Below are 12,368 nucleotides of genomic sequence, written 5' to 3' on the forward strand. Positions count from 1 at the left end.
GGTCCACGCGCACCCAGGGTGTCGGGCGGGCGCGGACAGCCCTCCCCACATCGTGACAGAACTCACCATGGAGAGCGCAAGCCCCCGACGACACCTTTTACGCTGCGCGACCCATACTCCCGGACGCGTGACCAGGCTGGATACCAGGGCTTCCTAGCATGTACAAGGCCTTCCAACTACTTTGCGGCAACGTGTCCGCAACGGGCGGATAGAGCCCTGTCCGGAACCCGGGAGGTGTCAGGCCCTTGCCTCACGAGGACTTGCCAGCTCCACCCCAGAGCTACCGGCAATCACATCAAAAGCTGTTGCGTTTGCTTCGTTTATTGCGAATACTGCGACTATAAATGGGGTATCTGTCTCTTGAACGAGCGAGGAGGGAACATGACCGTGTTGACTTCGCACCCGGATGCCAAGCAGATCGAAGCAGCCGAAAGCGCACTACCCCGTATCCGCCGGTACCTGGATGAGCACCAGGAGGCGTTGGCCCCGGTCCCTGTGACCGTCGAGGAGAGCCGGGGGGAGCTGTTGCTCCCGCGGGCCGCGGTCGAGCTCCTGATCAGCGTCCTCACCCACATGGCGGCCGGACGGGGGGTCTCGATCGTTCCGGAGCACGCCGAACTGACGACTCAGCAGGCAGCGGACATGCTCAACGTCTCACGACCTCATCTGATCGGCCTGCTGCAGGCGGAGGAGATCGAATATCGCAAGGTCGGCACCCATCGACGGGTAAGGGCCGCGTCTCTCATGGAGTACATGCGCAGAGACGACCAGCGCCGCCGCGAGGCAGCCGATGAACTGTCCGCGATGAACCGGGAACTGGGCCTGGACTGAGATGCCCTTCGTCGTCATCTACGATGCGAACGTCCTGTACCCCAACACCCTCCGGGATCTCCTCATCAGGGTGGCGCAGGCAGGTCTCGTCCAGGCGAGGTGGACACATCAGATCTTGGACGAGACCTTCCGCAACCTCGAGAAGAACCGCCCGGGTCTGTCGACCGACGCGCTTCAGCGCACCAGAGAGCTCATGATCTGCGCGGTGCGGGACTGCCTCGTCACGGGATACGAGCCGCTGATCGAGACTCTCGATCTGCCCGACCCCGATGACAGACACGTACTCGCTGCCGCCATCCGCGCACGCGCTCAGGTGATCGTTACAGAGAATCTCCCCGACTTTCCTGACTCGATCCTGTCGAAGTGGGACATCGAAGCGAAGAGGCCGGACGACTTCGTCCTCGACCAGATCCACCTGAACAGAAAGGTCGTCTGGTCCTGCGCGCAGCAGATCGCCGACTCATGGCGCAGACCCCCCGGCACGGTCACGGACGTGTTCACCCGTCTACAGCGCAGCGGCCTGCATCAGTCAGTCGCGGAGTTGCAGTCCGAGTGACTTGAGTAGGTGGGCCGTGGCGGCTCAGCTCAGGAAGGCGACCAGGTACTGACCCATAGCCCCGGCTGTGACAGCCAGGGCGTAGCCGGCTACGGAGAGGCCGGTCCGACGGCGGGGCTTGCGATGGCCGGCCGGGCGGCGGGGACGGTCCGACCTACGCGGGAGCGGTGGAGGCGGCACCCGCTCCCTGCGGGGGCGGGGGATCGACACCGGGCGTTCGGGCTCGGGGTCCTGGTCGGGCTCGCGGTCCGGCTCCGGAGCGGGGGCGGGTTTCGGTTCGGGGGTGCGGTCGGGGGCGTCGTCCTGACGTCGGCAGGATTCTGAGGACTCGGCCCTTCGCATCCACTCGGGCAGGTCCCCGTGGGCGAACCGGCGGCGCAGCCCGGGGGTGTCGGGCATTCGCGCGAGGAGTTCGCGCTCCCTCGGGGTGCGGCCCAGGGAGACCAGGGGCGGGAGTGCTTCGGGCGCGGTGCGGGCGGCGGGGTTCGCCTGCGAGCGGATTCCGGGGCGGATCATGGGACGGTTGAAACGTCGGCCTCGGGGCGCGTCCAGGACCCGTCGCAGGTCGAGGGGCACGGTCTCGGCGGTCATCGGGCACCCCCGCAGACACAGGTGGTGGAGGGGGCGGTGGGATAGGTGAACTCGGCCCACAGCACCGTGCCCAACACGGTCGGCGAAGCCGGATCGGCCCAGCGCTGGGTTCCCCACTCCTCCGCCAACCGGTGGATAAGCAGGAGGCCGCGCCCGGACTCGGCCTGTTCCCAGTCCTCTACCGAGCGCCGGGCGGGCGGGAACATCGGGCGGGTGTCCAGGGGGCCGTCGTCGATGACCGAGAGCCGCAGGGTGGTCTCGCGGCCCATCACAATCGGAGTGGAGAGCATCCGGATCACCGTGCCGCCGTGGCGCTGGGATCGGGAATGGGTCACGGCGTTGACGAACGCCTCGCTCGCGCAGAGTTCGACGTCCTCGCGGAGGTGGCGGGGGACCCCGGCGAGGGATGCCAGGTCAGAGCGGAGTTCCGTCCGGAAGCGAGGGCAGGTGGAGGGTGCTCCGGGATACTGGCGGGCTTGCCAGCGCCGCCCCGGGTAGGCGGGCGTGGGCACCTGAGGGAGAATGGACACGTCGGCAACTCCTTGTTTGAGGCGTGGTTGTCGGCCTGGCCCCGGGGGTGTTGCATCACCCGCCGGGGTTTCTCATGCGCACAGAAAAGTTTGCATACTTGCCTTCAAACATCAGAGCACAGTTGGCCGCCATCCCGCAAGAAGTTTGTATACAAACATGCGTGACACTAGAGTGAGCGCCATGAGCGACGAGACGACCGACGCGCGTCCCCTGCAGGTGCGTATCGCCGATGACCTGCGCAACCAGATTCGCCGGGGCAACCTCGCCCCTGGGGACAAACTCCCCACGCTCCACGTACTCGCCGATCGTTACGACGTCAGCGTGATGGTGGCCCGCCGCTCAATCGATCTCCTGCGCCAGGAGGGGATTCTGACCAGCAGGAAAGGCAGCGGCACCTACGTCCGCGAGCCCCAGAGAGTGCGCCGCTACGGGCTCCAGCGCTACAGCCGGTCCGTGTGGAGCGGTCCCGAACCGCAGAGCGTGCTTCGAGCGGAGGGTGCGGAACAGGGCCAGAAAGTCGAGCAGGAGACCGAGACGGAGCAGGTCCCCGCTCCACCCTTCGTGGTGGAGCGGCTGCCTGACGTCGTGGAGGGCGATCTGGTCTTCGTACGCAAGCGGGTCACGAAGCTCGACGGGACCATCAACCAGTCCGCGGACAGCTACTTCAGCTTCGCCACCGCCGATCGCAACCCAGAAATCGTGGACGGCGAGGGGCCCGGCGGCCACATCGCCGACATCGATCGTGTGAGTCCCGTGCGGGAGGTCCAGGAGGAGATCGGAGCGCGCATGCCCACTGGACCAGAGGCGAGTCGGCTGCGTATTCCGCCGGGCACTCCGGTGTTCGAGGTGATCCGGACCTACCACACCGAGGACGGACCGCTCGATGTGGCGCAGTTCCTGATTCGCGCCGACATGGCCGTTTTCGACTACCGTTTCCCGGTCCCGGACTGATCTCCGAGAATGACATCTGTCATCGGTCGGCCCGTGCGGAACGCAGGAAAAAGCGGTGATTCCAAGGACTGCCGGGCCCGCCCGCGCCGAAGCTAGGTTCGGGGCATGAACCACGAAGAGCAGCGACCTCCGGCGTCCGCGCAGACCCCACCGACAGCTCCTCCTGGCCCTCCCCTCCCGCCCGAGGCGGGTGTCGCGCAGCGCGGGCGCCGCGGCCCGCGTCCGGTGCCCTCCGGCCGGGAATACCACGAGGTCCTCACCACGGACAAGCGCCGGATCTGGCGGGGCATCGCCGCGCTGGCGCTGCTCATGGGCGGGATGCTCGTCTTCACCTTCGGGTTCACGATCCTCGGCTTCCTGATCGACGCCGCGCTCGGCAGGGGCAACATGTTCGAGGGGGAGTTCGAGGTCACCCCGGTCAACCAGGCGGCGGGCCTGCTCGGGATCGCCCTGCTCCTGCCGTGGAGCATGCTCGTCCAGAGATGGCTCTACGGCGTGAAGGGCGCCTCCCTGCACTCGGTCCTGTCGCTCTTCCGCATGGAGGTGTTCGGCCGGGCGCTCCTGGTCATCCTGCCGGTCTGGACGGTCTACATGACCGCCTTCACCTTCCTGGCGCCCTACGAGCAGACGGACTGGCCGTACACCGACCTCGTGCTGATGTTCGCCGTCCTCATACTGCTGACGCCGCTGCAGTCGGCCGGTGAGGAGTACGGCTTCCGCGGGCTGGCCTTCCGGGTCGCCGCGAGCTGGGGGCGGGGACCGCGGGCAGCCCTCATCCTGGGCGTCGTGGTGTCGAGCCTGCTGTTCATGGTGGCGCACGCGGCGTTCGACCCCTGGCTGAACGTCTACTACTTCGTCTTCGGCGCCACCCTGGCGCTCGTCTCGTGGCGCACCGGCGGCCTGGAGCTGGCGGTGGTCGTCCACGCGGTGAACAACACGGTCGCCTTCCTGCTCGTGGTCGTCACGCACACCGACCTCGCCGAGGGGATGGACCGTTCGGCGGGGGTGGGTTCGCCGGTCATGCTGGCGCCCTGTGCGCTGCTCATCGTGATCACGGCCGTGGTGTGGTTCCGGACCCGGCGTACGGGGCCGCCCCGTACTCCGATGCCGGAGCCGGGCCCGGCGGCGGAACCGGTTGCGCGAACGGGTCCGGGAACGGTCTGAACCGATTCCGTTTTCGGGCACGGCAAAGGCACCGACATCCACCAGGAGTCACTGTCGGTGCGTTTTCCGTGAGAAATCCATGAGTCGCCCGTAGCAGCGCCGCCGCGTATATCCACACCGGCCCGTCAGGGCCGCGGGAGGCCGGTGACGCACTTCCCACCGCTTCTTCGGGCGAATTTCGCTCCGCTCGCTCCGGGCGGTGTGAAACCGTTCGCCGGAGCCTTCTCGGACACCTTCCGAGCCCCTGGTCCGGGGACTCTGGTCCGTTCGCCCACCGCTGGTCGTGTCCGGTTATTCGGACGCGGCCCGGGCCTGCTGCTCGGGAACGCGCATACCGCGCTCGCGCCCGTAGTCGGCGAGCATCTCGCGGAGCTGGCGGCGCGCCCTGTGCAGTCGGGACATGACCGTCCCCAGAGGCGTCCCCATCCGGGAGGCGACCTCCTTGTAGGCGTAGCCCTCGATGTCCACGAGGTAGATGACCTCCTGGAACTCCTCGGGCAGTCGGGCCAGGGCCTGCTTGATGTCGGAGTCGGGCAGGTGGTCCAGGACCTCGGTCTCGGCGGAGCGCATCCCGGACGAGGTGTGCGCCTCCGCGGCGGCCAGCTGCCAGTCCTTGATCTCGTCAGTGGTCTCCTGACGCGGTTCCCGCTGCTTCTTCCGGTAACTGTTGATAAAAGTGTTGGTCAGGATCCGGTAAAGCCAGGCCCGTAGGTTGGTGCCGGCCCTGAACTGGTGGAAATTGGCGAAGGCCTTCGCGAACGTCTCCTGAACGAGGTCTTCGGCGTCGGCCGGGTTGCGGGTCATCCGCAGGGCCGTCGGATAGAGCTGGTCTGCGAACGGTGTCACCGCGGTGGCGAAGTCCAGTGTCTGTTCCTCGTCGCGGGTGGCACCGGTCGTGGAGGTTTGATCCTTTTCGAGAGTCGTCAAGATTCCCCCTCGGGACGACCGAACGATCACTTCCACACTGTTAGACGCAGCATCACGCTCCCAATGATGACATCAATTGCCGTGATCCGGGTCACGAACGCACCGATTCCGTCTCCAGTCCCGGTAAGGATGCAGTAAAACCCCTGCGTGTCCCCTGGCCGGGACACGGACGCGTCCCCGGGTGTCATACGCTGGCGTCGCCCGCCAGGCGCGTCCCGACGAGGTGCCCTTCGACCGGCGGAGCAGTGGCATACCCGTTTTTCCTGTGGAGGACCCGTGGCCCGCGTCGTGGTTGACGTCATGCTCAAACCCGAGATCCTGGACCCCCAGGGCCAGGCCATCGCCGGCGCCTGCTCCCGCCTCGGCTTCGAAGGGGTCGAACAGGTCCGCCAGGGCAAGCGCTTCGAGGTCGAGGTCGAGGGCGAGGTGGACGAGGCCAAGCTCGCCGACGTCCGCCGCCTGGCCGAGACCCTGCTGGCCAACACCGTCATCGAGGACTTCGAGGTCCGCCCGGCCTAGGACCGGACCATCCCTGGTTCCGGCGGTACCCGGACCCCTCCGCCCCGACACACCAAATGTCGGAAGTGTCCAAGATGTTCAGCCGCGTCCCCCAGGGGGCGCGGCTGTTCGTTTTACCCGGAGCGGCCTCGGGAAGGCTTCCTAACGTGCCGAGCTGGTAACCGACAGGAGCACGAGAGGTACACGGATGGGCACCGTTTTCTCGATCTCCCTCCCTAGACAGGCGTACACGGTCTCCGTCGCACGCGACGTACTCGGCGCCCTCCTCGGCAGGTCGGGGATCTGCCAGGGCTGTGTCGACGACATCCTCCTGGCCGTCTCCGAGGCCTGCGCCAACGCGGTCGAACACGGGGGGCCCGCCACCGACTACTCGGTCGAGGCCCAGCTCGCCACCGGCTGGTGCGAACTGCGGATATCCCACACCGGCAGAGCGCCGGACACCGCGGCACTCGTCCGTCGCTTCACCTCGGAACACGCGCCCCTGCCGGGTCTGGATTCGGAATCGGGCAGGGGCATCCTGCTCATGCGGTACCTCATGGACGAGGTCGACTTCAGAGGCGAACCCCACACCACCGTCATCCTGCGCAAACGCGTCACCTCCTGCGATCCCGCCAGTGAGGACGACCTCGACCGCGAGCACCCGTCGGCACGGTTCGCGCTCCTGTAGCCCTTCGGTCCCCGCCAGCCCTTCGGTTTCCACTCGCTCCGTGACGCACACCACGCGACCTGTCGGGTCGCACACCCGGCCCCCCTTCCACAGGGCCCCTTCTGGGAGGATCACACAGGCCGACCCCCTCCCGAGGGGGTGACCGTCGTATCCGAGCACAGGTGAGCGGGTACGCTGCGGAAGTAGCGGATGCGCCGTCCCCGTGACGGGGTCAGGCACCGACTTCTCCCCGTCGAACAACAAACTCGGAGTGTGCTCATGACAGCCCGTGTGGGCGTCGTCACCTTCCCAGGCTCCCTTGACGACAAGGACGCCGCTCGCGCGGTCTCCCTGGCGGGCGCCGAACCCGTCGCGCTCTGGCACGCGGACGCGGACCTCAAGGGGGTCGACGCCGTGGTCCTGCCCGGCGGCTTCTCCTACGGGGACTACCTCCGCTGCGGCGCCATCGCCCGGTTCGCCCCGCTGATGTCCGAGCTGGTCCCGGCCGCGCGTTCGGGCGACCTACCGGTCCTGGGCATCTGCAACGGCTTCCAGATCCTGTGCGAGAGCCACCTGCTTCCCGGTGCCCTCACCCGTAACTCCTCGCTGCGGTTCGTCAACCGCGACCAGGTCCTGCGGATGGAGAACACCCGGACCGCGTGGACCAACGACTACACCGGGGGCCAGGAAGTCCTGGTCGTCCTCAAGAGCGGCGAGGGCAGCTACGTCGCCGACGAGGAGACCCTGGACCGGCTGGAGGCCGAGGACAGGGTCATCGCCCGATACGTCGGCGGCAACCCCAACGGATCGCGCCGCGACATCGCCGGGATCACCAACGAGCACGGCAACGTCGTCGGCCTGATGCCGCACCCGGAGCACGCGGTCGAAGCCCTGACCGGCCCCTCCACGGAGGGCCTGGGCTTCTTCACCTCGGTCCTCGGCCATCTGAAGGCCGGCGCCCCGGCGCACGCCTGACACCCCGGCCCGACTCACCCGACAGGGGGACGATCCTCGCGATGATGGCGCTGCTGCGCTCCCGGAGAACGCTGTACGTACTCGTGGGGCTGGTCGTGGTCGGCCTTGTGGTCTCCGGGGCCATCGGCCTCTTCCAGTCCTTCAACGCTCCCCCCGTCGCCAACCCCGGCGGCCAGGGCCAGCAGGAACAGCCCGGACAGGGTCAACAGGGCGAACAGCCCGACCCCCCGCCGGACGTCGGCGCGCTGGGCAGCCCCCCTCCGGGTCTGTCCTACGTCGACCAGGGTGAGGCGCACTGCGCCCAGGGGCACTGCTTCCGCCTGATCCTGGTCGCCGGTGAGGACGGCGAGGAGCTCGACACCGAGACCGAAGAGGTCATCCGGTCGGTGTACGAGCACCTGTTGGCCGACGGCTGGGAGCAGGAGCTCCCACCGGACGCGGAATCCGCGGACGACATCGCGCTCACGGACTCCGTCCTCACCGACGGCACGACCCTGGTGGCCGACTCCTCGGCCCCGGCCGCCGACGCCCTGCCGGTGCTGATGCTCGGCAACGCGGGCATGCCCGCCTACTGAACCGGTGCCGGGCGACGGACACAGCCAGGGCTCGGCCTCCACCTCCGCGCAACTCCGCGACACCCGAACGGAACCACCGCATGTCTGAAGTACCCGGTCTCGACACCGTCGCCCAGGCGACCGACAGCCCGGACACACCGCAGCCGTACGCCGAACTGGGTATGGCCAAGGACGAGTACGAGCGGGTCCGCGAGATCCTGGGCCGCCGTCCGACCGCGGCCGAGCTGGCCATCTACTCGGTCATGTGGAGCGAGCACTGCTCCTACAAGTCCTCCAAGGTGCACCTGCGCCAGTTCGGCGAGAAGGCCCCCGCCAGCGACGCCCTGCTCGTGGGCATGGGTGAGAACGCCGGCGTCGTGGACGTCGGCGACGGGCGCGCGGTCACGTTCAAGATCGAGTCGCACAACAGCCCGTCCTTCGTCGAGCCGCATCAGGGTGCGGCCACCGGTGTGGGCGGCATCGTCCGCGACATCCTCACCATGGGCGCCCGCCCCGTGGCCGTGATGGACGCTCTGCGCTTCGGCCCCGCCGACGCCGACGACACCAAGCGCGTGCTGCCCGGTGTGACCTCCGGCATCTCCTTCTACGGCAACTGCCTCGGACTGCCCAACATCGGCGGCGAGATCGGTTTCGACCAGAGCTACCTCGGAAACCCGCTGGTCAACGCCCTGTGCGTGGGCGTGCTGAAGCACGAGGACATCAAGCTCGCCCAGGCGCCCGGCCCGGGCAACAAGGTGGTCCTGTTCGGTTCCACCACCGGCCCCGACGGCATCGGCGGCGCCTCCGTCCTGGCCAGCGCCTCCTTCGACGAGGAATCGGAGTCCAAGAGGCCCAGCGTCCAGGTCGGCGACCCGTTCATGGAGAAGCTGCTCATCGAGTGCAGTCTGGAGCTGTACGCCGAGGACATGGTGGTCGGCATCCAGGACCTCGGTGCGGCCGGTGTCTCCTGCGCGACCACCGAACTGGCCGCGGGCGGCACCGGCGGCATGAACATCCAGCTGGACCGGGTCCCGCTGCGCGACCACCGGCTCACCCCTGAGGAGATCCTCATGAGTGAGTCGCAGGAGCGCATGATGGCGATCGTCGAGCCCGCCAAGATGGACGCCTTCCTCGCGGTCTGCGACAAGTGGGGCATCCTCGCCGCCGAGATCGGCGAGGTCACCGAGGTGACCCCCGAGGAGGCCGAGCGCGGCGGCCGCCTGGTGATGACCTGGCACGGCGAGACCGTGGTGGACATGCCGCCGCGGACCGCTTCCGACGAGGGGCCGGTCTACGAGCGCCCCTACGCCCGACCGGCCTCCCAGGACACCCTCCAGGCCGACGACGCCGCGAAGCTGGCCCGGCCCGAGGGCGACGCCGAGCTGCGCGAACAGCTCCTGAAGGTGCTGGGCGCCCCCGGCGTGGGCGACCCGAGCTGGGTCACCCAGCAGTACGACAGCTACGTGCGCGGTGACACCGTCGTGTCCGCCCCGCACGACTCCGGGATGATCCGGATCTCCGACGACTCCGACCGCGGCGTGGCCCTGGCCACCGACGGCAACGGTCGTTTCACCCGGCTGGACCCGTACACGGGCACCCAGTTGGCCTACGCGGAGGCCTTCCGGAACGTCTCCGCGACCGGTGCCCGTCCGCTGGCGGTCACCAACTGTCTCAACTTCGGCTCGCCGGAGGACCCCGGGGTGATGTGGCAGTTCGCGGAGACCACCCGCGGTCTGGCCGACGCCTGCCAGCAGCTCGGCACCCCGGTGACCGGCGGCAACGTCAGCTTCTACAACCAGACCGGCGACGTGGCGATCCACCCGACCCCGGTCATCGGTGTGCTCGGCGTGATCGACGACGTGAACAAGCGCCTGCGCTCCGGCTTCGACACCGAGGGCGCCCGCGTGTTCCTGCTGGGCGAGACCCGCGCCGAGTTCGGCGGCTCCGCCTGGGCCGACGTGGTCCACGGCCACCTGGGCGGACTCCCGCCGCAGGTGGATCTGGCCGCCGAGGCCGCGCTCGGCGAGGTGCTGGCCGCCTCCGCCGAACAGGGTCTGGCCGTCGCCGCCCACGACCTGTCCGACGGCGGCCTGGCCGTCGCCCTGGCCGAGTCCGCGCTGCGCGGCCGCAGGGGGCTGCGGGTGGAGGTGGACGGCGACGCGTTCACGGCGCTGTTCAGCGAGTCCGGTGCCCGCGCGCTGGTCGCGGTCGGTCCCGGCGAGGAGGAGGCGTTCACGGCGCTGGCCGCCCAGCACGGTGTGCCCGTCACCCGGATCGGCTCCGTCGGCGGCGAGAGCCTGTCGGTGACCCACCCGGGCGGTTCGGTGGAGATCGGTCTGGACGAGCTGCGCACCGCCTACGAGGCGGCCCTACCCGCCCTGATGGACGGCGTGTAGGCCTGACACCAGTGTGACGAGGGGACGCTCCCACCGGGGGCGTCCCCTTTCGTGTGTCCCGGCGGCGATCCGTCCGGTGTCCGGAGCCGACCCCGCGTCCTGGCAGCAGGGTCGCGGGGCCGCTCTCAGGGGACGGGCACCGTTGAGTGTGTGACCGCTTCGGCTATGGCGGCGTAGGCCGCTTGCGTGGCGCGTCGCAGACGCGAGTGGTGGATCACACCCCCCTTGTGCAGATGGGAGTCGAAGGGGACCTGCACCAGGCGGTTGTGACCGGTGAGTGCCGGGAGGGGCCTGCGGTTGGCGAACCAGCTCCGCGCGGGGCGGGTCCGCTGGCACAGGGCGACCACCGCGGTCCCGGCGAGGCCGGGGTGGGACTCGGCCAACCGGTCCAGGGTCTGCTGCCCGGCCTGGACGGCATCCTGAGCCGGCTCGACGACGACCACGACCCCGGTCGCCCGGGCGGGCGCCCGGTTGGGGTGGGCCAACACCCGCTCCGCCGGAGCCCACCTGTACCGCTCCGGGCCGCTGGGCCGGACCGTGTGGGGTACCCACCAACTGCCCGGGTTGGCCGCACCCTCACGGCTGAGTGAGTACCGGGACTCCTACGGCCGTGACTTCGCCCTGTTGCACGTGCCCTTCACCAGTCACTACACCGTGGTGCTGGCATCCCAACCGGACGGGGCCGCCCTGGTCGACGCCGAACAGATCGACCTCTGGGTCGCCGGTTGGGGCCAGTGGCTGGCCAACCTCGGTGAAGAACCCGGGGTGGAGGCGGCACAGGTCACGATCGAGACCGCTCCCGACACCGGCAGCCGCCTGCGCCGGGAGATCACGAGCAACATGGACCCGGACGCCCCGGATCTGGCCAAGCAGATGCTGAAGGAGGTTTCCGAGAGCTACCCGCGCGGGTCCAGCAGCGTACGCGCCTACATCGCGGTCACCTTCCGGGCGGTGGGCACCTCCGGCAGGCGGCGCAAGGCCGACGAGGTCGGCCGGGACCTGGCCGCGCGGCTGCCGTCGCTGACGGGAGCGCTGGCCGCCACCGGGGCGGGCGCCGCCCGACCGCTGACCGCCGCCCAACTGTGCGAGGTCGTGCGCACCGCATACGACCCCACGGCCGCGGGCCTGGTGGACGAGGCCCGCAGCGAGGGCAAGGACACCAGCATGACCTGGGACGACGTCGGCCCCTCGACGGCCGAGGCTACCTGGGACTCCTACCGGCACGACAGCGGGCTCTCCATGAGCTGGACGATGACCTCGGCGCCGCGCGGCAATGTTCAGTCCTCGGTGCTGACGAGGCTGTTGGCACCCCATCCCGACATCGCACGCAAACGGGTCGCACTGCTGTACCGCCCGCTGGACCCGGCCAGGGCGGCGGCGATCGTCGAGGCCGACCTGCGCGCCGCACAGTTCCGTGCCACCTCCAACCGCAAGCCCGTGGCCCGGGACGTACTCGCGACCCGCCAGGCCCAGTCGGCGGCCAACGAGGAGGCCCGGGGGCCGCCCTGGTCAACTTCGGCATGGTGGTCACCTCCACAGTCATCGGCGCCGACCGCTCGGAGGACGCCAAGGCCGCCATCGACAACCTCTCGGCGACCGCGCGGCTGAGACTGCGGCCCGCCTACGGATCCCAGGACTCGGCGTTCGCCGCCTCCCTGCCGTTGGGGCTGGTCATGCCCAAACACCTGCGTATGCCCTCGGAGCTGCGCGACCAGTTCTAGGAGACG

13 protein-coding genes and 1 pseudogene are annotated in these 12,368 nt (G+C 69.1%); 10 read left to right on the forward strand and 4 right to left on the reverse strand.

Annotation, left to right across the window (positions count from 1 at the left end):
• Positions 1-381 precede the first annotated feature (381 nt).
• Together ACUKCB_RS19960 and ACUKCB_RS19965 are read left to right on the forward strand one after the other, a co-directional pair.
• Positions 382-831, forward strand: a complete 450-nt coding sequence (locus ACUKCB_RS19960; RefSeq protein ID WP_473037121.1) for a helix-turn-helix domain-containing protein — start codon at positions 382-384, stop codon at positions 829-831.
• Position 832: 1 nt separating this feature from the next.
• Positions 833-1,387, forward strand: coding sequence for a PIN domain-containing protein (locus ACUKCB_RS19965; protein WP_473037122.1), 555 nt, complete (start codon positions 833-835; stop codon positions 1,385-1,387).
• A gap of 24 nt (positions 1,388-1,411) precedes the next feature.
• On the opposite strand, the gene ACUKCB_RS19970 is transcribed toward ACUKCB_RS19965, so the two are convergent.
• Together ACUKCB_RS19970 and ACUKCB_RS19975 are read right to left on the reverse strand one after the other, a co-directional pair.
• Positions 1,412-1,978, reverse strand: a complete 567-nt coding sequence (locus ACUKCB_RS19970) for a hypothetical protein (RefSeq protein WP_473037123.1) — start codon at positions 1,976-1,978, stop codon at positions 1,412-1,414.
• The gene (locus ACUKCB_RS19975) at positions 1,975-2,508 is read right to left on the reverse strand and encodes an ATP-binding protein (RefSeq protein ID WP_473037124.1); all 534 of its coding nucleotides are present in this window, start codon (positions 2,506-2,508) and stop codon (positions 1,975-1,977) included. Before ACUKCB_RS19975 ends, ACUKCB_RS19970 begins: the two co-directional genes overlap by 4 nt.
• Positions 2,509-2,689: 181 nt before the next feature.
• Here ACUKCB_RS19975 and ACUKCB_RS19980 point away from each other — a divergent pair, with 181 nt between their 5' ends.
• Entirely contained in the window at positions 2,690-3,460 is a 771-nt protein-coding gene (locus ACUKCB_RS19980; protein WP_473037125.1) for a GntR family transcriptional regulator, read from the forward strand.
• Between the two features lie 105 nt (positions 3,461-3,565).
• Positions 3,566-4,624, forward strand: coding sequence for a lysostaphin resistance A-like protein (locus ACUKCB_RS19985; RefSeq protein ID WP_473037126.1), 1,059 nt, complete (start codon positions 3,566-3,568; stop codon positions 4,622-4,624).
• Positions 4,625-4,915: 291 nt separating this feature from the next.
• Here the strand turns inward: ACUKCB_RS19985 and ACUKCB_RS19990 are convergent, their stop codons facing one another.
• Positions 4,916-5,551, reverse strand: a complete 636-nt coding sequence (locus ACUKCB_RS19990; RefSeq protein WP_473037127.1) for a sigma-70 family RNA polymerase sigma factor — start codon at positions 5,549-5,551, stop codon at positions 4,916-4,918.
• A gap of 276 nt (positions 5,552-5,827) precedes the next feature.
• Between ACUKCB_RS19990 and purS the strand changes: the two genes are divergently transcribed.
• From purS to purL, 5 genes are all read left to right on the forward strand, one after another.
• On the forward strand, positions 5,828-6,070 hold the full coding sequence (gene purS / locus ACUKCB_RS19995; protein WP_014910038.1) for a phosphoribosylformylglycinamidine synthase subunit PurS: 243 nt from the start codon (positions 5,828-5,830) through the stop codon (positions 6,068-6,070).
• A gap of 187 nt (positions 6,071-6,257) precedes the next feature.
• Complete coding sequence (locus tag ACUKCB_RS20000) at positions 6,258-6,737, forward strand: ATP-binding protein (RefSeq protein ID WP_473037128.1); 480 nt, start codon at positions 6,258-6,260, stop codon at positions 6,735-6,737.
• A 258-nt stretch (positions 6,738-6,995) separates the two neighbouring features.
• The gene (gene purQ, locus ACUKCB_RS20005) at positions 6,996-7,691 is read left to right on the forward strand and encodes a phosphoribosylformylglycinamidine synthase subunit PurQ (protein ID WP_473041076.1); all 696 of its coding nucleotides are present in this window, start codon (positions 6,996-6,998) and stop codon (positions 7,689-7,691) included.
• Positions 7,692-7,732: 41 nt separating this feature from the next.
• Entirely contained in the window at positions 7,733-8,266 is a 534-nt protein-coding gene (locus tag ACUKCB_RS20010) for a hypothetical protein (protein WP_473037129.1), read from the forward strand.
• Between the two features lie 80 nt (positions 8,267-8,346).
• Positions 8,347-10,641: a phosphoribosylformylglycinamidine synthase subunit PurL gene (gene purL, locus ACUKCB_RS20015; RefSeq protein WP_473037130.1), complete on the forward strand. Its 2,295-nt coding sequence runs from the start codon at positions 8,347-8,349 to the stop codon at positions 10,639-10,641.
• 125 nt (positions 10,642-10,766) lie between these two features.
• On the opposite strand, the gene ACUKCB_RS20020 is transcribed toward purL, so the two are convergent.
• The gene (locus tag ACUKCB_RS20020) at positions 10,767-11,126 is read right to left on the reverse strand and encodes a hypothetical protein (protein WP_473037131.1); all 360 of its coding nucleotides are present in this window, start codon (positions 11,124-11,126) and stop codon (positions 10,767-10,769) included.
• Here ACUKCB_RS20020 and ACUKCB_RS20025 point away from each other — a divergent pair.
• A pseudogene (locus ACUKCB_RS20025) lies at positions 11,113-12,362 on the forward strand (SCO6880 family protein). The gene ACUKCB_RS20020 and the pseudogene ACUKCB_RS20025 sit on opposite strands and share 14 nt — an antisense overlap.
• Positions 12,363-12,368 lie beyond the last annotated feature (6 nt).

The organism is Nocardiopsis moroccensis (assembly GCF_055763695.1).

Excerpts from the sequence above, each read along its gene's own strand:
- purL (WP_473037130.1), top strand. The coding sequence starts at position 8,347 with ATGTCTGAAGTACCCGGTCTCGACACCGTCGCCCAGGCGACCGACAGC.
- purQ (WP_473041076.1), top strand. The coding sequence starts at position 6,996 with ATGACAGCCCGTGTGGGCGTCGTCACCTTCCCAGGCTCCCTTGACGAC.
- ACUKCB_RS19970 (WP_473037123.1), bottom strand. The coding sequence starts at position 1,978 with ATGACCGCCGAGACCGTGCCCCTCGACCTGCGACGGGTCCTGGACGCG.
- ACUKCB_RS19980 (WP_473037125.1), top strand. The coding sequence starts at position 2,690 with ATGAGCGACGAGACGACCGACGCGCGTCCCCTGCAGGTGCGTATCGCC.
- ACUKCB_RS20010 (WP_473037129.1), top strand. The coding sequence starts at position 7,733 with ATGATGGCGCTGCTGCGCTCCCGGAGAACGCTGTACGTACTCGTGGGG.
- ACUKCB_RS19960 (WP_473037121.1), top strand. The coding sequence starts at position 382 with ATGACCGTGTTGACTTCGCACCCGGATGCCAAGCAGATCGAAGCAGCC.
- ACUKCB_RS19965 (WP_473037122.1), top strand. The coding sequence starts at position 833 with ATGCCCTTCGTCGTCATCTACGATGCGAACGTCCTGTACCCCAACACC.
- ACUKCB_RS20000 (WP_473037128.1), top strand. The coding sequence starts at position 6,258 with ATGGGCACCGTTTTCTCGATCTCCCTCCCTAGACAGGCGTACACGGTC.
- ACUKCB_RS19985 (WP_473037126.1), top strand. The coding sequence starts at position 3,566 with ATGAACCACGAAGAGCAGCGACCTCCGGCGTCCGCGCAGACCCCACCG.